The sequence below is a fragment of the Streptomyces sp. NPDC058701 genome (assembly GCF_042715295.1).
Lineage (GTDB): Bacteria > Actinomycetota > Actinomycetes > Streptomycetales > Streptomycetaceae > Streptomyces.
Map to the genome: position 1 here is coordinate 215,401 of NZ_JBHXSY010000003.1, position 20,962 is coordinate 236,362.

Here is a 20,962-nt window from a genome sequence, read left to right on the forward strand (position 1 = left end):
CGCGCGGCGGCGGTCCGGTCGACCCGGGGGGACGTTCCGGGCGGGGTCAGCCCCAGGGCATGTCCTGGGTGCGGTCGCCGTGCTGGCCGTGGCGCGGGGGGTCCAGCGGCTTGACGACGCCCCAGGGCATGTCGTCCGCCAGCACGGTGGTGCCGGTGCCCTCCGTGGCGGCCAGCGCGCCCCCCGTTCCCACGAACACTCCTGCGAGTACCACCAGGCAGGCCGCCGCCGTCTTGGTCGTCTTCGCCGTCTTGGCCGCGTGGGTGCTACGCATCGGGAATCCCCTCTCGGTGGAGCATCTGCGCCGCTCGCTGCGGCATGAATGGAACAGTAGGGACGCCTCCTTTTCGTTCAGTGTTCCGTCGATTTCATGACGCGCGCCGCCCACGAAATCGCCACGATATCGAGGAGACAACGGACTCCTCTAGCTTCGTTCAGAGATTCTTTCCCATGAATCACGGATGGGGCGGCAGATGGAATTCCGAGTGCTCGGGCCAGTCGAGGTACGGCGGGACGGCCGGCGGGCGGCGTTCTCCGGGGCGAAGCTTCACACCGTGCTCGCGGCGCTCCTCGTGGCCCGCGAAGAGGTGGTCTCCGACGAGCGGCTGTGCCGCCTGTTGTGGGGCTGGGCTCCCCCGGCCACCGTCAGCGCACAGCTGTACACCTACATTTCGCGCTTGCGCAAGATCCTGGGCAGCGATGTCCTCATCGATCGCAGGCCACCTGGATATGCCATGAGCATTGGAAATGCCACGCTGGATCTCTGGGAATTCGAGGGACTGGCGCGGGAAGGCCGGGAGGCCCTCCTCCGCGAGGACTTCGAAAAGGCCGGAAACCTCCTGCGCGACGCCCTGGCCCGGTGGAACGGGCTGCCTTTCGCCAACGCGACGGAATATCTCGCCGACGCGGAGGCTCCGCGCCTGATGGAGGCCCGGACCGTGGCGCTGGAGCACCGCATCACCGCGGACCTGGCCCTCGGCCGGCACGAGCAGATCACCGGCGAACTCACCGGCCTGGTGGCCGAGTTCCCCCTGCGCGAACGCATCCGCTGCCAGCTGATGACGGCCCTGTACAGGTCCGGGCGCCAGGCGGACGCCATCCACCTCTACCACCACGGCCGCGCGGTGCTCTCCGAGGAGCTCGGCGTGAACCCCGGGGAAGCGCTCCAGTCGACCTACCGGGCCCTGCTCGACGGCACGCTGGACCGCCGTCCGCGCCCCGCGCCGGTTCTGCTCTCCGGCGCCCGGCCGGGCGGGCCGGCCGGTTCCGGCCGGCCGGCGGTCCCGGCCGCGGTCCCGGTCGCGGTCGCGCCCTCGATGCTGCCGCCGGACACCGTCGACTTCACCGGCCGGGAGCGTGAGCTGGGGCTGCTCTGCCGGGCGCTCGCCCCCGAGAGACAGAGCGCCGGGCGGCCCCGGCGGGTCCTGGTGACCGGTATGGCCGGCCTCGGCAAGACGGCCCTGGCCGTCCACGCGGCACACCGCTGCCGGCGGGACTTCCCCGACGGGCAGCTGTACGCCGACCTCCGCTCCCCCGACGGCACGCCGCGGCACCCCACCCGGGTGCTGCTGCACCTGCTGCGCGCGCTGGGCCCGGTGGACGACGTACCCGTCACGGCGGACCAGGACCACCTCGTACGCCTCTACCGCGAGCGGACCCGGGGCCGGCAGCTGCTGATCGTGCTCGACAACGCCTCCGGCGCCGCCCAGCTGGGCCCGCTGCTGCCCAACACCCCGGAGCCGGCCGTGCTGGTCACCGGGCGTACGGCCCTGCCCACCGTGGCCGGAGCGCACACCGTGGCCCTCGCGCCCCTGGAGGCCGGGGACGCGCTGGAGCTGCTCGCCGCCGCGGCCGGACCCGACCGGGTGGCCGCCGCACCCCGCGCGGCCTCCGCGATCGTGGAGCACTGCGCCGGGCTCCCGCTGGCCCTGCGGATCGTCGGGACGCGGATCGCCGCCCGGCCGCTCTGCAGCCCCGACCGGCTGGCCGGCCGGCTCGCCGATCCGGCGACCCGGCTGCGGGAGCTGCACTCCGGCGACCTGGACGTGCACGCGTCGCTGCTGCCGTCCTGGCGGGCCGTGGCGCCCGAGGTGCGGGAGGTGTTCCCGGTCCTGGCGGGCCTCGGTCCGCAGCCGTTCCCCGCGGCGGACGCGGCGCTCACGCTGAACCGTTCGGAGGCGGAGGCGGAACGGCTGCTGGAGGCCCTGGCCGACGCCGCGCTGCTGGAGGTCAGCGGCGCGGACGAGCGCGGCCAGCCCTGCTACCTGTTCCACCCGCTCGTACGGCTCTTCGCGCTCTCCCTCGGGGAGGACGCGGCGGCCCCGGCCGAGCCCGCCGGCCGCGCGGAGCATAACCGGCGGCTAACTCACCGCCCCTAGCCTCGCCCTGCCCCGCAGCACGACACCCCCGGGCCGGCACCGGTCCCGGGGCCGCCGGCCCGTATCCGTACCCGTGACACCGAATGGAGTTGGACCATGACCGAGCTCCTGCCCGCCCGTGCGGACAGTGCCGTGTCCTTCCCGATGACCGAGACGCAGCAGGCGCTGATGATCGGGCGGAGCGAAGCCGTCGACCTGGGCGGTATCGGCTGCTACGGGTACTTCGAGTGGGAGCGCCCGGACCTCGATCCGGAACGCTTCGCGCAGGCCTGGCGCACGGTGGTCGCCCGCCACGACATGCTGCGCGCCATCGGCGGGCCGGACGGCACCTCCTGGGTCCCGTCCGACCCGCTCCCCTTCGACATACCGGTCATCGACCTCCGCGACCTGTCCGAGGACGCGGCACGGGAACGCCTGGCCGCACTGCGCGACGAGATGAGCCACGTGGTCTTCCCGGTCGGCAGCTGGCCGCTGTTCGACCTGCGGATCATCCGGCTGGGCGGCCCGGACGGCCCCGGCCGGATCCACCTCGGCATCGACCTCCAGGTGCTGGACGCCTCCAGCGCCTTCCAGGTGCTCTTCCCCGAGCTGGTCGACCTGTACGAGAACCCGGACGCGGTGCTCCCGGAGCCCGGGATCTCCTTCCCCGAATACGCCCGCTGGCGTGCCGACGCCCTCCCGCACACCGAGACCTTCCGCGCCGCGCGGGAGTACTGGGTCGAGCGGATCCCCACCCTGCCGCCCGCCCCCTCGCTGCCCACGGCCGGCGCCGCGGAGGGCGGGGACGGCCACGAGGTCCGCTTCGACCGGCGCGAGCACCGCCTCTCGCCCGCGGACTGGCAGCGGTTCGCGGCACGGGCGCACGGGGCGGGCCTGACCCCGTCGCTCCTGCTCACCGCCGCGTTCGCCGAGGTCGTCCGCTGCTGGGCGGAGGAGACGGACTTCACCCTCAACTACCCGGTGTTCCAGCGGCCCGCCGTGCACCCGGACATCACCGGCGTGCTCGGTGACTTCACCAACGCGGTGATGCTCGCCGCCGACGGTTCCGGCGCGACCTTCCTGGACCGGGCGCACGCCCTGCGCGACCAGCTCGCCCGCGACGTGGAGCACGGCTCCTTCAACGGCGTCCGCGTCCTGCGGGAGCTGACCCGGTTGCACGGCATGGGCGCCCAGGCGGGGATGCCGGTGGTCGTGACGAGCCTGCTCGACTACCCGGTGCGCCGGCCCGTGACCGACCTGGGCCGGGAGGTGTACTCCATCTCGCAGACCCCGCAGGTCTCGCTCGACGTGCAGCTGCGCGAGCTCGACGGTGAGCTGCGCATCATCTGGGACTTCGTCGACGGGGCCTTCTCGCCGGGGTTCGTCGACGCGGCCTTCGGCGTGTACGTGGACCTCGTCGGGCAGCTCACCGAGGACCCGGACAGCCTGCACACCAAGCGCTTCGACCTGATCCCGCCGGCCGAGCGCACCCTGCGGCGCAAGGTCAACGACACCGCCGGGCGGATCCCGTACACCACCCTGCACGAGCTGTTCGCCGCGCAGGCCGAGCGCACGCCCGGCGCCGAGGCCGTGGTCGACGGCGGCCGCCGCCTGAGCTACGCCGAACTGGCCGCGTACGCCTGGCGGATCGGGCGCACGCTGCGCGACCACGGGGCGGCTCCCGGCGAGCTGGTGGCCGTGGTGATGGAGAAGGGCTGGGAGCAGTACGCCGCCGTCTACGGCGTCCTCGCCTCCGGCGCCGCCTACCTGCCGCTGGACCCGTCGGTGCCGCCGGAGCGGCTGCGCCGGCTGCTCGCCGAGGCCGGCGTCGACCGGATCCTCACCCAGTCGTCCCTGGAGTCCCGGGTCAGCTGGCCGCCCACGGCCCGCCGCTACCGCGTGGACCGCGACTTCGAATCCGGCGACGCCACCCGTCCCGACACCGCGCAGACCCCGGCGGACCTCGCGTACACGATCTTCACCTCGGGCTCGACCGGCGAGCCCAAGGGCGTGATGGTCGACCACATCGGCGTGGTCAACCTGGTCCAGGACGTCGCCGCGCGCTTCGGCGTCGGGGCCCAGGACCGGCTGCTGGCCATCTCGGGGCTGCACTTCGACGCGTCGATCTACGACGTGTTCGGGGTCCTGACCCAGGGCGGGACCGTGGTGGTCCCGCCGCCGTTCGAGCACGCGGAGCCCGACGTCTGGGCCGACCTCGTGCGGGCGGAGCAGGTCACGCTGTGGAACTCGGTGCCCGTCCTGATGGAGCTGCTCGTCGGGGAGGCCGAGGTCCGCGAGCGGCGCGGGGGCGGCCGGCCGCTGGAGTCCCTGCGGTTGTCGGTGCTGTCCGGCGACTGGATCCCGCTGACCCTGCCCGACCGCCTGCGCGCGCAGAGCCCCCGGATCGAGGTGGTGGGCTCGGGCGGTCCGACGGAGACGATCTGCTGGTCGCTGTTCCAGCCGATCGGGGAGGTCGACCCGTCCTGGACGAGCATCCCGTACGGCAGGCCCATCACGAACCAGCGGTACTACGTCGTCGACGCCGCGGCGTACGAGCGCCCCCTCGGGGTGGTCGGCGAGATGGCCGTGGCCAGCGACGTCGGGCTCGCGCTCGGCTACTGGAACGATCCGGAGCGCACCGGCAGCCGCTTCGTGAACCTCCCCGAGACCGGGGAACGGGCCTACCTGACGGGCGACCTGGGCCGCTACCTGCCCGACGGCGCCATCGAGATCCTGGGCCGCGACGACTTCCAGGTGAAGATCCAGGGCCACCGGATCGAGCTCGGTGAGATCGAGGCCGTGCTGCGCCAGGACGCCGAGGTCGAGGCGGCCGTGGTCGTGGCCCCGGCCAGCGCCCACGGGGTGCGCCGGCTGCACGCGTTCGTCGTGTCGGGCTCGGGCGCCGAGGCGGCGGGACCCGTACTGGAGCGGCTCGCCGCGCAGCTCCCCGCGTACATGGTGCCGTCCGGGCTCACCGTGCTGGCGGAGCTGCCCCTGACCCGCAACGGCAAGGTCGACCGGCTGCGGCTGGCGGACTCCGCGGGACGCCAGCAGTCGGCCGCGGACTCGGCGGCCGCCGACGACGCGCCGACGGGTACGGGCAGCCCCCTGGAGCTCGTGCTCTGCGCCGCGGTCGCCGACATCCTCGGCCTGGACCGGGTGGCGCCCGGCGACAACTTCTTCAGCCTGGGCGGCGATTCGCTCAGCGGCACCCGGCTGGCGGGCCTCCTGGGGGACCTCCTCGGGGTCCCGGTCCCCGTCAAGACCGTGTTCCAGAACCCGCTGATCTCCGAGCTCGCCGGGAAGATCGCCGCCGACGAGCAGCACGGTGCGGAGGCGGTCGCGGCCGCCGAGGCGTTCGGCGACCTGGACGCGGAGGAGCCGGACGAGCCCGCCGGGGGCGCCGTCGCCCCGTAGAGCACAGCCCGCACGGCCACCACGACCCGTCCGAGAGGGGACAGCCATGAGTCTCACCCTGCCCGCGCCCGTCACCGATCCCGTGGACGAGGAGGCGCCGCTCGTCGCGACGGCGCCGCCCGTGCCCGGGGCCGATCCCGACCTGGTCGATTTCGCCGGTCACGCCACCCGGAGGCTCAGAGAGCGCGATTCCGCCCTGTACGCGCTGCTGGCCCGCGAGTCGGCCCGCCAGCGCGACACCCTGATGATGGTCGCGGCGTCCAGCGTCGCCGATCCGTCCGTCCTGGCCTGCGAGGGAAGCGCCCTCGGCAACCTGACCGCCGAGGGGTTCCCCGGGAACCGCTACCACGCCGGGTGCGGGGTCGCCGACGAGATCGAGCGCCTGGCGATCGAGCGGGCGTGCGCGGCCTTCGGCGCGCAGGACGCGATCGTGCAGCCGCACTCCGGCTCCTCCGCGAACCTGGCCGTGATCACCGCGCTGCTCAGCCCCGGCGACAGTCTGCTCGGCCTCGACCTGGACTGCGGCGGCCACCTCACCCACGGCTCGCCCGCCTCGGTGACCGGCCGCTACTACCGGGCCCACGGCTACCGGGTGACGCCGGACGGTCTGCTCGACTACGACCAGATCCGCGAACTGGCGCTGGAGCACCGCCCGAAGCTGATCGTGTGCGGGGCGAGCGCCTACCCGCGCAGCATCGACTTCGCCCGGTTCCGGGAGATCGCCGACGAGGCCAACGCCTATCTCCTCGCCGACATCTCGCACATCGCCGGCCTGGTGGCGGCCGGGCTGCACCAGAGCCCCGTCGACCACGCCCACGTGACGACGACCAGCACCTACAAGCAGCTGTACGGTCCGCGCGGCGGCCTGATCCTGCTCGGCCGCGACGCCCGCACCTCCGGTCCGGAGCGCGGCACCCTGGCGGCGACGCTGCGCCGCGCCGTGTTCCCCTTCACCCAGGGCACGCCCGACCTGGCGTCGGTCGCGGCGAAGGCGCGGGCCCTGGACTTCGTGGCCAGCCCCGACTTCGCCGAGCTCGCCAAGCGGCTCGCCGACGGGGCGCAGGCGATCGCCGAGCGGCTCACCGACCGGGGCCTGCGCCTGGTCACCGGTGGTACCGACACCCACATGGTCCTGCTCGACCTGCGGGGCACGGGGGTCACCGGCGACGTGGCCGAGCAGGCCCTGGAGTCCTGCGGGATCGTCGTCAACCGCAACCGGGTGCCCGGTGACACCACGCCCGTGCGGGTGACCGGAGGCCTGCGGCTGGGCACCAACACCCTGGCCGCCCGCGGGATGGACCGCACCGTGGCCGCCGAGTGCGCCGACCTCGTCGCGGACGTCCTGGACGAACTGCGCGCGCCGGGCGGGGTCCTGCCGGACGCGGTCCGGAACCGGGTGCGCGCGGAGGTCTCCGAGCTGTGCGCCCGCCACCCCCTGCCGGGGTACCTTCCGTGACCTTCGGCGGCTTCCCGCCCTCGGCACTGCGCCTGTACGAGGACCTCGCGGACGACAACGACAGGGACTCCTGGCGGCTGCGCCACCGCGAACGGTACGAGCGCGACGTGCGCGGGCCGATGGACGGGCTGGCCGCTGAGCTGAACACGACCTTCGGGGAGTGGTCCGGACCGGGCGGAGTGCAGGTGCTCGGCCCGGTCCGCGACACCCGGATGTCGCACGACAAGTCCCCGTACAAGACCTATCAGGGTGCCTACCTGGACCTGCTGCCCTGTCTGGGGCTGTGGGTGCACCTGGACCGGCACGGGCTGTACGCCTCCGGGCGCTACTACCCGTACGCCGGCGCCGAGGTCGCCCGGTACCGCGCCGCCGTCGAGGAGGAGGACGGCGGCGCGGAGCTGGCCGCGATCACGGGCCGGCTGGAGCGCCGGGGGTTCACCATCGGCGGCGACCGGCTCAAGTCCCGCCCCCGGGGGGTTCCGGCGGACCACCCGCGGCTGGACCTGCTGCGCCACCGCAAGATCGACGCGGGCCGCCGCTTCGGGCCGGCCGACGGCCTGCACACGGCCCGCGCCGCGGACCTCGTACGGGAGACCTGGCTGTCGGTACGCCCCCTGCTGGACTGGGTGGCGGCCCGGGACCTCACCCCGCGCCCACGCGAACAAGGAGTTGACGAAGCGTCATGAGAACCCCGACCACCCCCCGTCCCGACCCCGGGCCCGGCATCGGTTCCGCCGCCCGCACGCCCCCGGCCGTCGACCTGCGCAGCGACACCGTGACCCGTCCGGGCCCCGGGATGCGGGCCGCGATGGCGGCCGCGGAGGTCGGCGACGACCTGTTCGGCGAGGACCCGACGGTACGCGCCCTGGAGGACCGGCTCGCCGGGCTGTTCGGTTTCTCCGGCGCGCTGTTCGTGCCGTCGGGGGTGATGGCCAACCAGATCGGGCTCCAGCTGCTCGTCGGCCCGGGCGAGGAGCTGGTGTGCGACGCCGAGGCGCACATCCTGGCCCACGAGGAGGCCTCCCCGGCCCGCTACGGCGGGATCCAGACGCGGACGGTCGCCGCGGACCGGGGTGTGATCAGCGCGGCGGCGCTGGCCGGGGTGGTCCGGCGCGGGAACCCGTACACGCTGGGCACCCGCGCGGTGGAGGTCGAGCAGACCCACACCCGGGCCGGCGGCACGGTCCATCCGCTGGAGACGCTGCGCGCGGTGCGGGAGCTGACGCAGCGGGCCGGGGTGGCGGTCCACATGGACGGCGCCCGGATCTGGAACGCCATGGCCGCGAGCGGCACTTCGGCGGCGGCGTACGGTGCGACCGCCGACTCGCTCTCCGTCTGTCTGTCGAAGGGGCTGGGCGCCCCGGTCGGCTCCGTGCTGCTGCTCGCGGCCGCACAGCTGCCGCGGGCCCGCAGACTGCGGCACGGCCTGGGCGGCGGCATGCGGCAGTCGGGCATCCTGGCGGCCGCCGGGCTGTACGCGCTGGACCACCACGTGGAGCGGATCGCCGAGGACCACGCCAACGCGCGTCTGCTGGCTGCGGGTCTGCGGGACGCGGGGTTCACGGTGCGCCGGCCGGAGACCAACATCGTCCTCGTCGAGGCGCCCGGCGCCGAGGCGATCGTCGCACGCGCCGCACGGGAAGGAGTGCTGGTGACCGCGCCCGGACCGGACGTGCTCCGGCTGGTCACCCATCTGGATGTAGGACGGGAGGCGTGTCAGCGTGCCCTGGAGGTCCTGGCCGCGGCCAGGATCGAAGTCGGCCCCCGGGTGCGGAACTTCGCACCCGCGGGGCACTTGTAAGAGCGGAAGAGAGCGAAGTAGGCATGAGTTTAGAAGTACGGCCCGCCACGGCGGATCTGTGGGACGACGTGCGCAAGGTGCTCCAGCCGAAGAAGAGCGCGCACACGTGCTGGTGCATGGCGTGGCGGCTCTCCACGGGCGACTACGGCCGGATGACGGCGGAGGAGAGGGGCGAACACCTGCGCACCCTCGCGGAGAAGGCAGATCCGCCGCCCGGGGTCCTGGGCTTCGTGGGCGGCGAGGTGGCCGGCTGGTGCAACGTGGCACCGCGCCGGCAGCTCGACCGGCTCACCGCCTCCAAGACGATCACTCCGGTGGACGACCTGCCCGTGTGGTCGGTCACCTGCTTCGTCGTGCGCAAGGAGTTCCGCGGGCAGGGGGTCGCCTCGGGCCTGCTGGAGGGGGCCGTCGAACACGCGCGGTCCCACGGCGCGCCGGCCGTGGAGGGCTATCCGGTCGATCCGGAGGGCGGCCGGGTGAACCCGACGCTCGCCTACGTCGGCACGATGGACATGTTCGAGCGGGCCGGCTTCCGCCGGGTCACGCGGACGGAGGCGAAGAGCGACAAGCGGCACCGCTGGGTCATGCGCCGCGACCTGGAGTGAGGTGTCCCGGCCGGGGCCGGGTGATCCGGCCCCGGCCGGGAGGTGAGGGGAAGGGGGTTCCCGCGGTGCGGGGGCCCCTTCCCCTCGTACGGCCGCCTCGGTCGGCGGTCTCAGGGGGTGTGCGCCGCGGTGTCCCACAGCTGGGTCGGACGGCCGCAGCGCATGGCCTCCCAGGCCGCGCGCCGGTAGCAGCCGGCCACCAGGCCGTCCCGGACCAGCCCGGAGGCGCCGTGCAGGTGGACCGCGTCGCGCGTCACGTCGAGGGTGGTCTCCGCCGTGAGCGCGATCAGTCCCGCCGCCTCTCCCGGGGTGAGGCGTCCCTCGTCGAGGTCCCGGGCGGCGTCGCCCACGGCCCAGCGGACGGCGTCCAGCCGGGCCAGCAGTCCCGCGACGCGCAGCCGCGGCCCCTGGTGCTTGACGAGGGCCTGGCCGAACTGCTGGCGGCCCCGGATGCGGGAGACGACCGCGGTGAGCGCGGCCGCCGTGATCCCGGCCAGCAGGGACGCCTGGTGGACCGCCGCCCGCAGCCCCACGCGGGCGAGCGCGTGCTCGGCCGCGAGGCCGCGCAGGAGCACCGCTTCCGCCGGCATCCGGGCCTCGTCGAAGACGGCGCTGGAGACGGCGCCGCCGCCGTGGTCGCGCAGCGGGCGTACCTGGACGCCCGCCGCGGGCAGCTCGACGAGCACCACGCACGGGCCGTCGGGGCCGCTCGCCAGGACCAGCAGGGCGCCCGCCCCGACGCCCGCGGCGAAGGGGCCGCCGGCGCCGGTGAGCACGACGCCGCCGGTGTCCCCGTCGGGCTTCCACGTGATGCCCGGCGGTACGGCGCCGCGCGGGTCCGGCAGCCGGCCCGGTACGGCGAGGGGCAGTTCCCCGGTCCGCACCCGGTCGAGCAGGGCGTCGGCCGACTCCGGTGCGAGTGGGCCGAGCCCGGAGACCAGGTCCAGGGCGAGCAGGGTGTCGGGCAGCGGGACGGGCTGCATGGAGTTGCCCGCCTCCTCGCAGACCATGGCGAGGACCGCCTGGCCGAGGTCGAGGCCGTCCTTCTCGATGGGCAGCGCGAACTCCCACGCGCCGACCTGCGTCAGTGCCTCCCAGGCGCCGCCGGGGGTGTCCCCGTCGACCTCCAGGCCCTGCCGCACGGTGAGCCGGAGCTGCCGGAAGAGGGAGTCCTCGTCCTCCCGTTCCCGCCACCGCTCGGGCGCCGCCGGTGCTCCGCCGCCCGTCCCGTTCCCGTTGACCGCCTGTGGTGTCACGGCCGTACCTCCGCCCCTGAGTCGAGACGCAGCCGGGCCAGCGTCTCCAGCATCATTTCGGCGGTGCCGCCGGATATGCGCATTCCCGGGGCTTCGCGCATCGCCGAATCGAGTGGGTGTGCCACCCCGTCGACCTGGGGGTCGTCGAGGGTCATGCTGCGGTCGCCGTCGAGTTCGGCGGCCCACCAGGCCACCTCCGCGGCGAGTTCGGTGGTGTACCACTTGGCCGCGGCGGCCTCGTCCTCGTTCAGCTCCCCCCGGTCGAGGCGGGTGAGGACGCGGCGGACCAGCGTGCCCGCCGCGAGCAGCCGGGCGTTGAGCTTGGCCAGGCCGATCTGGTCGTGCTGGCCGGCCTCCAGCCGGTCGGTGTGGGCCTCCAGGCGTTCCACGGCGGCCCGGTACCAGCGCAGCGCCTTGACGTAGTAGTCCAGGCCGGTGCGTTCGAAGGCGAGCGTCTTGACGACGATCGCCCAGCCCTGGCCGGTCTCGCCGACGACGTCGTCGGCGGTCACGGCCACACCGTCCAGGGTGACCTCGTGGAAGGCGTCGTCCATGATGCCGGGGATCTGCCGGATGGTGACGCCCCGCTGGGCCAGCGGGACGAGGAACAGGCTGAAGGCGTCGTCCTCACCGCGGGCCAGGCACAGCCCGTAGTCGGCCATCCGGGCGAAGAGCGAGTGGACCTTGGTGCCGTACAGCTTGTACCCGCCCTTCCCGTCGGAGACGGCTCGGGTGGAGAGGATGTTGAGGTCCGAGCCGGCCTGGGGTTCGCTGAACAGCACGCAGCCGAAGGCGGTGCCGGCGGCGAAGCCCGGCAGGTGCCGGGCCTTCATCGCCGGACTGGCGACGTTGAGCAGGGTGGAGCCGACGATCTGCACGGTGAGGGTGTGCAGCAGGTCGGGCACGTCGTGCATGGCCAGTTCCTCGACGAGGACGGCGGCCGCGACCTGGCTGACGCCGCGCCCACCGTACTCCTGCGGCCACTGGGGGGCGAGCAGGCCCCGCTCCCCCAGGGCGCGGTGGACGGGTCTGGGGTCCCGGGTGCGGCGGGCCTCGGCGACGGGCGCGGAGACCAGGACGTCGTGGACGTCCTCGCGCAGGGCCCGCATGGGGGTGCGGGGCACGTCGGCTCCGCTCCGTACGAGCCCGCAGTCCGCGGGCGCACGGTAGAACTCGGTGGTGAGCACGGGCAACTCCCTAGTGCCGGGGGGTGAGCGGGGATGCGGGGGCGGTGTGGGCCCGGTCCAGTACCTCCTCGATTCCGGTGAGCAGGCCCCGCACGTCCTCGGGCGCGGCCGCGTGCCGGTTGTACTCGGCGGTGCCGCCGATCTCGCCGTCCCGTTCGACGAGGCCGATGCAGGCGAGGGCGGCGGCCGGGTCGGGGCTGTAGAGCTCCAGGTGGCGGGCGGGCGGGCCGGGCAGCTGGCCCACCTCGATGCCCGGCAGGTCCAGGGGGACGGCGGGATAGTTGTGGAGGGCGAACAGGACGTCGTACGGCGGGGGCGCGCCGTCCGCGAACAGGACGTCCACGGGCAGCCGCTGGTGGCCCAGGGCGTCCGCGACGGCGGCCCGGGTGCGGTGCAGCAGCTCCCGGAAGGTGGGCCCGCCCGTCAGGTCGAGCCGGATCGGCACCACGGTGGTGAACTGCCCGACGGCGCCTTCGAGTGCGCCCGCGAACCGCCCCGCGGCCGGGGTCCCGATCACCATCCCGGTGCGGCCCGCGCGGCGGGCCAGTACGACGGCCAGCGCGGCGAGCAGGGTCATGAACGGGGTGGCCCCCTCGGCCGCGCCGAGCTCCAGCCCGCGGTCGACCGGCCCGCGGGCCAGGCGTACGGGCAGGTGCCCGCGCTCGAACCCGCCGGCGGCCCTGCGGGCCGGCGGGTCCGCCGCGAACACCGAGCGGCGGCGGGCGAGTTCGGCGGAGCCGTCGGGCCCGTCGAGCCACCGGTGCTGCCAGGCCGCGTAGTCGGGGAACTGGAGTTCGGGCGGGGGGAGGTGACCGGCGCCCTCGCGGTAGCCGGCGGCCAGGTCCGCGAGGAAGACCCCGGAGGACCAGCCGTCGAAGACCGCGAGGTGCGAGGCGAGGATCAGGACGTGTTCGTCGGGCGCGGTCCGCAGCAGCCGGAACGCGCTGGTCCGGCCGCTCTCCAGGTCCAGGACGGTGGAGGCGCTCTCGGTGATCTGCAGGGCGGTGCGCGCGGCCGCCGCCTCCGGGGTGAAACCGCTGAGGTCGGCCTCGGTGAACCGCAGGACCGGTTCCTCGTCCACCTCCAGCAGGGGCCGGCCCGCGGTGGATCCGGTCAGCCGGGTCCGCAGCGCCTCGTGGCGGCGGAGCACCCCGGTCAGGGCGTCGCGCAGCCGCCGCGTGTCGAGCGGTCCGGTCAGCCGGAGCGCGTGCGAGCCGGTCGCGACGGCGGGGTGGGTGCGTTCGCGCCGCCGGAGCCGGGTCTGGAGCGCGGTCGGGGGGACCGGCCCCGCGCCGGAGCGCGGGGCCGGGTGGGCGGGGACGGGCTGCCGGGCGGCCAGCATCATCCGGGCGAGTTCGCGCTTCGCCTCGGGGAGCGCGGCGAGCGCTCCTTCGAACCCGGCCGCGGTGGCCATCAGGGACCGTCCGGGTGCTGCATGGAGCCCAGGAGGGCGGCGGCTTCCTCGTCGCTCATGTTCTCGATCTGCTCGAAGACCGCGAGCAGCCGGTCCTGCTCGCCGGCCGCCTCGGCCTTCGCGCTGCGGACGAGTTCGGCCAGCGCGGCGACGGTCGGGTGGCCGAAGAAGTCGGCGAGGGCGATGTCGATGCCGAAGAGGGCGCGGACCCGGGAGACCACGATGGTCGCCTGGAGGGAGCTGCCGCCCAGGGCGAAGAAGTCACCCTCCACGTCCGGGTTCTGCCACTCCAGCAGCGGGGTGAGGATGTCCCGGCAGATCTGCTCCTCGACGGCGTCCCGCGGCGCGGTGCCGCCGGTGCCGGTCTGGTCGGCCGGCAGGGGCAGGGCGGCCGTGTCGACCTTGCCGTGCGGGGTGAGGGGCAGCTCGGCCAGGACGACGACGACCGGCACCATGTAGCCCGGCAGCCGCACGGCCGTGTAGGCGCGCAGTCCCTCGGCGTCGGCGACCTCGGAGGCGTAGGAGCCCACCTGCTCGACGGTGACGTAGGCGGTCAGCATGCGCTCGCCGCCCGCAGCGGGCTGGGCCACGACGACGGCCTGCTGGACGGAGGGGTGCCCGGTGAGGACGGACTCGACCTCGCCCGGCTCGATGCGGTGGCCGCGGACCTTGAGCTGGCGGTCGGTGCGGCCGAGGAAGTCGAGGTTGCCGCCGGGCAGCCAGCGCACCAGGTCGCCGGTCCGGTAGAGCCGGGCGGTCTCGGGTCCGTCGGCGTACGGGTTGTCGGCGAAGCGGTCGGCGGTCAGGTCGGGGCGGCCCAGGTATCCGCGGGCGACGCCGGGCCCGGCCACGCACAGTTCGCCGGGCACGCCGGGCGGGACGGGGCGCAGCCGCTCGTCGAGCACGAAGGCCTGGTGGCCCGGCATGGGGCGGCCGATCGGGGGGTTGCGGTCGTAGCTGCCGGTGCAGTCCATGAGGGTGACGGCGACGGTGGCTTCGGTGGGGCCGTAGCCGTTGACGAACCGGCGTTCGCCGGCGGTCCACTCGGCGACCAGCCGGCCGGGGAAGGCCTCGCCGCCGACCGATACCAGGCGCAGGTCGGGCAGGGCCGCCTGGTCGAGGAGCGGCAGCAGGGCGGGCGGGAGTTCGGCGACGGTCACCGCGTCCTCGCGCATCCGGGCCTGGAGCAGGGCCGGGTCGCGGCGCTCGTCGTCGGTGGCGATGACGAGCGAGCCGCCGGCGAGGAGGGTGGTGAAGAGCTCGAAGACCGAGACGTCGAAGGTGAGCGGCGCGAACTGCAGGACCCGGTCCTCGGCCCGGATCTCGTAGGCCTTGGCGATGGTCCGGGAGAAGTGGGTGACCGAGCGGTGCTCGATCATCACCCCCTTGGGGGTGCCGCTGCTGCCCGAGGTGTAGAGGACGTACGCCAGGTCGCCGGGGGTGGCGCTGGGCGCGAGGGAGGGGACCTCGCGGACGGGCGCGGCCGTGCCGGTGTTCACCAGCTCCAGCGGTACGGGCAGCTCCGCGGAGCCGTCGACGAGGGCGTGCCGGACCTTGGCGTCGGCCAGGACCGTACGGGTCCGCTCGGCCGGGGCGGACGGGTCGACCGGAATGTAGTGGGCGCCCGCCTTGAGCACGCCGAGCACGCCGGCGACGGCGGCCGGGCCGCGGGCGACGCAGACGGCGACCGGCTCGCCGTGCCGGACGCCGCGGTCGCGCAGCCGGTGGGCGATGGCCTCGGACCAGCGGTCGAGGGCGGCGTAGTCCAGCCGGACGGAGCCGAAGCGGACGGCTTCGGCGTCGGGGTGGATGGTGGCGCGCTCGCGGAACGCGCGGTCCAGGGTGGTCGTCCAGGCCGTCTCGTCGAGGGGTCCGCCGCGGGACAGCTCGCGGGCGTGCCGGGAGGCGGCGGGCTCCTCCACCAGGCTGATGTCGCCGACCTGGAGTTCGGGGTTCTCGGCGACCTGCTCCAGCACCTGCTGGAAGGCGGCGAGGAGGGCGCTGGCGGTGCCGTGCCGGTAGAGGCTGGTGTTGTACTCGAGGGAGAGTTCCAGGCCGTCGTTCTCACCGACGAGGAAGCTCATGTCGAACTTGGCTGCGCCGTCGTGCAGTTGGTCCATCGTGAAGTCGACGTCGGCGGCCTGTGCGCGGTGGGTGCCCCACCGGCCGAGCGAGGTGAACTCGATCTGGAAGAGCGGGTGCCGGAGCGGATCGCGGACGGGACGGACGGCCTCCACGACCTGCTCGAAGGGCAGTTCGCTGTTGGTGAAGGAGTCCATGACCGAGGCGGCGGTGCGGGCGACGAGCTCGCGGAAGGTGAGCTGGTCGGTGACCTCCGTCCGCAGCGTGATCATCTGGACGAAGCAGCCGATGACCTGGTCCAGGTCGGGGTGCGGGCGCGAGGCGCTGGCCGTTCCCACGACGACGTCCTCGGTCCGGGTCCAGTGCCGCATCAGCGCGTTGAAGCCGGCCAGCAGGGTCGTGAAGACGGTGGTGTTGTTGGCGTCGGCGAGTTCGGTCAGCCGGTCCAGCAGTTCCTGGTCCAGGTTCAGCTTCAGGCCGCGGCCGTCGCCGCGGGTCTCCGGGCCGCGCGCGTGGTCGGGCATGACCTCGGTGGCCACGGCGCCGGCGAGGATCTGGCGCCATTTTCCGGCGAGCGCCCGGCCATGCTCGTCGTTCTCCAGCTTGGCCCGCTGCCAGGCCGCGAAGTCGGCGTACTCCACGGCGAGCGGCGGGGCCTCGGGGCGCTGTCCGGCGGCCGCCGCGGCGTAGCTGGCGGTCAGCTCCTCGGTGAAGATCCGGGTCGAGCCCGGGTCCCATGCGACGTGGTGGACGACCCAGAGCAGGACGTGCCGGTCCTCGGCGAGCCGGACCAGATGGGCGCGGACGGGCGGCGCGGCGGCCAGGTCGAAGGGGGCGGAGGCGCAGGACGCGGTGAGTTCGGCGAGTTCGCGGTCCGCGTCCTCGCTGCCCGCCAGGTCGGTGCTCTGGACTCCGAGCACGAAGGAGGGCACGGGCTCCTGCCACGGGACTCCGTCGATCTCGACGAGTTTGCTGTGCAGCACCTGGTGGCGGGCGACCACGGCGTTGAGCGCCTCGTGCAGGGCGGCCCGGTCCAGCGGTCCGCCCAGCTGTATCGCCAGGGCTATGTTGTTGCGGGCCTTGCCCGCGCCCAGCTTGTCGACGAACCACATCTGCTCCTGCTGGAAGGAGGAGCGGGACCGCGGTCCGTGGTCGGCGCGCTGGAGTTCGATGCGGCGGCCGACGCCGGCCGTCATCTGGTTGCGCATCCGGCCCAGCAGTCGGGACCGCTGTCCCTGGGGCAGCCGGCCGAGCCGTTCGGCGAGATCAGACATGGGTTCCTCCGTTGCGGTGCAGATCGGCCAGCAGGGCGGCCAGCCGGTCGGGCAGGTGCTTGGCGAAGTAGTGGCGGCCGCCGGGGATCACGGCGAGCCGCAGGTCGGACGCGTACCGGCCCCAGGCGCGGTAGCCCTCCTCGTACCCCTCGGTCGCGTCGTCGGCGTCGCCGATGATGCAGGTGAGCGGGGTGGTCAGGGGCCGGTCGTAGCCGTCGGGCGTGCGGGCGAAGAAGCGGGCGGCCTCGGTCATGTCGTGCCGGACCATGCGCAGGACGGCGGTGAGGTCGCTGTCGTCGAGGACGCCGTCGAAGCCGTCCATGGTGGTCAGGTAGGCGACGAGGTCGTCGTCGCCGGAGACGCGTTCCATCTCCAGGGCGTACTCGGGGTCCTCCTCGGGCAGGGCCGCGGCGAGGTCCAGGGCGACGGGCCGCTGCCCGAGGCGCTCCAGTACGTGGGTGGTCTCCAGCGCGGTGACGACTCCGGCGCAGTGGCCGTAGACGGCGTAGGGGCCGCGGACGGTGCGGGCGATCTCCGCGGCGGCGAGTTCCGCGAAGTCGGGGACCGGCAGCATCGGCCCGGGGCGCAGCGGGTCGTGCCCCGGCGGGGAGACCGCGAGGAGCTCGATGTGCGGGGGGAGCTGGGCGGCCAGCGGCTGGTAGGCGATGGCGTCTCCGCCCCCGTGCGGGAAGCACACCAGGGTCAGGGTGGTGGTCCCGGCGGGCCGCTCCGGGGTGAGCCGGTGCAGCAGCCGGTGCTGTGCGGCTCCGCCGGCGCTGTCGGCGAGTTCGGCGGCCCGGGCGGCGAGCCCGGCCGGGGTGGGGTTGCTGAACAGGTCGACGACGCGCAGGGCGGCGGCTCCGCCGTCGGGCAGGGCGGTGGCGACGGCGCGGACGGCGCGGACGGCCGCGAAGGAGTCGCCGCCGAGGGCGAAGAAGTCATCGCCGGGGGCGACCTCGGCCACGCCGAGCACCTCGGCCCACACGGCGGCGATCCGCAGCGCGGCCGGGTCGGCGTCCGCGTCCGGCGCGGCGGCGGGGCCGCGGTCCGGCCGCGGTCCGGCGGCCCGCGGGTCGGGCAGGGCCCCGCGGTCCACCTTGCCGTTGGGGCTGAGCGGCAGCCGCTCCAGGAGCACCAGGTCGGACGGGACGCAGTGCGGGGGAAGGACGGCGCCGAGCGCGGTGCGCAGGGCCGCCGGGTCCGGGGCGGCGCCGTCCTCGGGGACGACGTAGCCGGTCAGCCGGGCGGAACCGGCCGTCTGACGGGCGGCGACCACGGCCTCGCGGACTCCGGGGAGGTCGCGCAGGGCGCTCTCCACCTCGCCGGGCTCGATGCGGAGCCCGTTCAGCTTGATCCGGAAGTCGGTGCGGCCGAGGAGTTCGATGGTGCCGTCCCGGCCGTAGCGGGCCAGGTCACCGGTGCGGTAGAGCCGCTCGGTGCGGCCGGGCTCCAGTTCGACGTCGACGAACTTCTCCCGGGTCAGGTCGGGGCGGCCCAGGTAACCGCGGGCCAGCCCGACGCCGCCGAGGTGGAGTTCGCCGGGGACGCCGACGGGGACGAGGTGGTCGTGCGGGTCGAGGATGAAGGCGAGCTGGTTGGCCATGGGCCGCCCGTACGGGAGCTTCGTCCACGCGGGGTCCACGCGGCCGACCGGGAACTCCACGGAGTGGATGGACGCCTCGGTCGCCCCGCCCAGGGCCACGAACGACAGCTCCGGAGCGAAGGCGCGGATCCGGTCCGGCTGGGTGACGGGGATCCAGTCGCCGCCGAGGAACGCGGTGCGCAGTCGCGGCAGGCGGGGGCCGTTCGCGTGTTCCAGCTGGTCGGCGAGGAGGCCGAGGAGCGCGGGGGCGGAGTTCCAGACGGTGACGCCGTGGCGGTCGACGAGGTCGGCCCAGTGGGCCGGGTCCTTGGCGGCCGCCGGGTCGGGCAGGACGAGCGTGCCGCCGGCCGCGAGGATGCCGAGGGTCTCGTAGACGCTCATGTCGAAGCTCGGCGAGGAGAGGGCGAGGACGGAGTCGCCGGGGCCGATGCCGTGGGAACGGTTCAGGTCGAGCAGGTTGTTGACCACGCCGCGGTGTTCCAGGGCGATGCCCTTGGGGGTGCCCGTGGAGCCCGAGGTGAAGATGACGTACGCGAGGTCGCGGGCGCTCACGGGTACGGCCGGCCGGGTCGCGGGCAGTGCGGCGAGGGCCGCCCGGTCGGTGTCCAGGAGCACCTGTGCGGTGCCGTCGGGCACGGGCAGCCGGCCGATCAGCTCGGAGTCGGAGACGACCAGTGGCGGGGCGGCGTCGCGCAGCAGCAGCGCCAGCCGCTCGGCCGGGTAGTCCGGGTCCAGCGGCACGTAGGCGCCGCCGGCCTTGAGGACGGCGAGGATCGCGGTGACCAGCGCGGGGCCCCGGCGCAGGCACAGGGCCACGGTCCGGTCGGGTCCCGCGCCGGCCTCGACGAGGCGGTGGGCGAGCCGGTTGGCGCGCTCCTCCAGCTCCCGGTAGGTGACGCTCCAGCCGCCGAGGCCGCCCAGGACGACGGCGGGCGCTTCGGGCCGCCGGTCGGCGTGCTGCTCGAAGAGCTGGTGCAGACAGGCGTCCTGCGGGAAGGGGGCGCGGGTGGCGTTCCAGTCGTCCAGGGCGGCGCGCCGCTCCCCGTCGGTGAGCAGCGGCAGGGCGGACAGCGGGAGTTCGGGACGGGACACGGCCCCGTCGAGGGTGGTGAGGAAGTGGCCGAGCAGCCGGTCCACGGTCGGGGCGTCGAACAGGTCGGTGGGGTACTCGACGAGGGCGCGGACGGCGGTACCGGTGTCGTGCACGCTGATCATGAGGTCGTACTTGGTGGCGTGCGAGGAGAAGTCGATCGGCTCGGTGGCGAGGCCCGCCAGGCCCGGCGCCGTGTCCGGGGTCTCGTCGAGCAGGAACATCACGGAGGTGAGCGGCGGCCGGCTGGGGTCCCGGGGCAGCGCGAGCGCGTCGACGATGAGGTCGAAGGGGAGCTCCTGGTGCGCGTACGCCTGGAGGGTGGTGCGGCGGGTGGCCCGGACCAGCTCGGCGAAGCCGGGGTCGCCGCCGGTTCTGATGCGCAGCGGCAGGGTGTTGACGAAGAAGCCGACGAGGTCGCCGAAGGCCGGGTGATCGCGTCCGGAGACGGACGTGCCGACGACGATGTCCTCCTGGCCGGTCCAGCGGCGCAGGGTGGCGGCGAAGCCGGCCAGCATCGTCATGTAGAGGGTGGCGCCCTCGGACTTCCCGAACTCCCGCAGTCTGGCGATGAGCTGGGGCGGCAGGTCGATGTAGCGGGAGGCTCCGGCGTGTCCGAAGACGGGCGGCCGGGGCCGGTCGGTGGGCAGGTCGACGGGGGCGGCGCCGCCGAGCTCCTCCTGCCAGAACGACGTGAGCTGCTCCAGCCGGTCTCCGCTGATCCGGCGCCGCTGCCAGGCGGCGAAGTCCGCGTACTGGAGGGCGAGCGGGGCGAGCCGCTCGGCGGGGGCGCCGGTGCGGGCCGCGTAGGCGCGCTCCAGTTCGGTGTACAGGAGCCGCATCGACCAGCCGTCGGTGACGATGTGGTGGAGGTTGAGGACGAGGACGTGGTCGTCGTCGGCGAGCCGGCCCAGCCGGGCGCGCAGCGGGACGGCGCCGGCCAGGTCGAAGGGGGCGCCGGCGTCGGCGTCGTAGAACGGCCTGACGTCCTCCTCGCCGGGCAGTTCGATGACCGGCAGGGGCAGCCGGAACCCGTCGATCACCCGGGGCACGGCCTCGGAGGCGCCCTCCCGGTAGGTGTAGACGGTGCGCAGCACCTCGTGGCGGTCCACGATCTCCTGGAGCGCCGCGTGCAGGGCGGGCAGGTCCAGGGGGCCGCGGATGCGGGTGGCGACGGGCACGTTGTACGCGGGACTGCCGGGCTGGAGCTGGTCGATGAACCACAGCCGGCGCTGGGCGAAGGAGAGCACCGGCGGTTCGGCGGGGTCACGGGGGGCCGGCTCGGGGTCCTCGCGTACGGCGGCGCGCCCGCCGTTGCGGCCCGAGAGGGCCTGGAACAGTGCCCGGCGGGACTTCGGCAGTGCGGCTATGCGTTCGGCGAGGGACTCGCTCACCTTGAGCCTCCGTGCGTCTTCGGGAG

Annotated in this window: 12 protein-coding genes; 6 read left to right on the top strand and 6 right to left on the bottom strand. The window is 74.5% G+C overall.

Going from position 1 to position 20,962, the window contains the following annotated elements; translation table 11 throughout:
- Positions 1 to 46: 46 nt before the first annotated feature.
- Positions 47 to 274 carry a hypothetical protein gene (locus tag ACFWW8_RS04485; RefSeq protein WP_386523484.1) on the bottom strand — a complete coding sequence of 76 codons (228 nt, stop codon included), beginning with the start codon at positions 272 to 274 and terminating at the stop codon, positions 47 to 49.
- 199 nt (positions 275 to 473) lie between these two features.
- Here ACFWW8_RS04485 and ACFWW8_RS04490 point away from each other — a divergent pair, with 199 nt between their 5' ends.
- The 6 genes from ACFWW8_RS04490 to ACFWW8_RS04515 all read left to right on the top strand — a co-directional run bounded on the left by ACFWW8_RS04490 (position 474) and on the right by ACFWW8_RS04515 (position 9,636).
- Positions 474 to 2,378 (top strand): BTAD domain-containing putative transcriptional regulator, encoded by a 1,905-nt coding sequence (locus ACFWW8_RS04490; RefSeq protein WP_386523486.1) that lies wholly within the window; start codon positions 474 to 476, stop codon positions 2,376 to 2,378.
- Positions 2,379 to 2,474: 96 nt separating this feature from the next.
- Complete coding sequence (locus tag ACFWW8_RS04495; RefSeq protein ID WP_386523488.1) at positions 2,475 to 5,774, top strand: amino acid adenylation domain-containing protein; 3,300 nt, start codon at positions 2,475 to 2,477, stop codon at positions 5,772 to 5,774.
- 46 nt (positions 5,775 to 5,820) lie between these two features.
- Positions 5,821 to 7,230 (top strand): serine hydroxymethyltransferase, encoded by a 1,410-nt coding sequence (glyA, locus tag ACFWW8_RS04500; protein WP_386523491.1) that lies wholly within the window; start codon positions 5,821 to 5,823, stop codon positions 7,228 to 7,230.
- Positions 7,227 to 7,916: a DUF2461 domain-containing protein gene (locus ACFWW8_RS04505; RefSeq protein WP_386523493.1), complete on the top strand. Its 690-nt coding sequence runs from the start codon at positions 7,227 to 7,229 to the stop codon at positions 7,914 to 7,916. Before glyA ends, ACFWW8_RS04505 begins: the two co-directional genes overlap by 4 nt.
- Complete coding sequence (locus tag ACFWW8_RS04510) at positions 7,913 to 9,031, top strand: threonine aldolase family protein (protein WP_386523495.1); 1,119 nt, start codon at positions 7,913 to 7,915, stop codon at positions 9,029 to 9,031. The genes ACFWW8_RS04505 and ACFWW8_RS04510 overlap by 4 nt, the downstream gene beginning before the upstream one ends.
- A gap of 23 nt (positions 9,032 to 9,054) precedes the next feature.
- Positions 9,055 to 9,636 (top strand): GNAT family N-acetyltransferase, encoded by a 582-nt coding sequence (locus ACFWW8_RS04515; protein ID WP_386523497.1) that lies wholly within the window; start codon positions 9,055 to 9,057, stop codon positions 9,634 to 9,636.
- Between the two features lie 110 nt (positions 9,637 to 9,746).
- On the opposite strand, the gene ACFWW8_RS04520 is transcribed toward ACFWW8_RS04515, so the two are convergent.
- The 5 genes from ACFWW8_RS04520 to ACFWW8_RS04540 are packed head-to-tail and all read right to left on the bottom strand — an operon-like array spanning position 9,747 to position 20,936.
- Positions 9,747 to 10,892, bottom strand: coding sequence for an acyl-CoA dehydrogenase family protein (locus ACFWW8_RS04520; protein WP_386523500.1), 1,146 nt, complete (start codon positions 10,890 to 10,892; stop codon positions 9,747 to 9,749).
- Positions 10,889 to 12,079: an acyl-CoA dehydrogenase family protein gene (locus ACFWW8_RS04525; protein ID WP_386523502.1), complete on the bottom strand. Its 1,191-nt coding sequence runs from the start codon at positions 12,077 to 12,079 to the stop codon at positions 10,889 to 10,891. Before ACFWW8_RS04525 ends, ACFWW8_RS04520 begins: the two co-directional genes overlap by 4 nt.
- A gap of 10 nt (positions 12,080 to 12,089) precedes the next feature.
- A complete protein-coding gene (locus tag ACFWW8_RS04530) occupies positions 12,090 to 13,493 on the bottom strand; it encodes a condensation domain-containing protein (RefSeq protein WP_386523504.1) in 1,404 nt (467 codons plus the stop codon).
- A complete protein-coding gene (locus ACFWW8_RS04535) occupies positions 13,493 to 16,849 on the bottom strand; it encodes an amino acid adenylation domain-containing protein (RefSeq protein ID WP_386523507.1) in 3,357 nt (1,118 codons plus the stop codon). The genes ACFWW8_RS04530 and ACFWW8_RS04535 overlap by 1 nt, the downstream gene beginning before the upstream one ends.
- Entirely contained in the window at positions 16,842 to 20,936 is a 4,095-nt protein-coding gene (locus tag ACFWW8_RS04540) for an amino acid adenylation domain-containing protein (protein ID WP_386523510.1), read from the bottom strand. The genes ACFWW8_RS04535 and ACFWW8_RS04540 overlap by 8 nt, the downstream gene beginning before the upstream one ends.
- Positions 20,937 to 20,962: the final 26 nt, after the last annotated feature.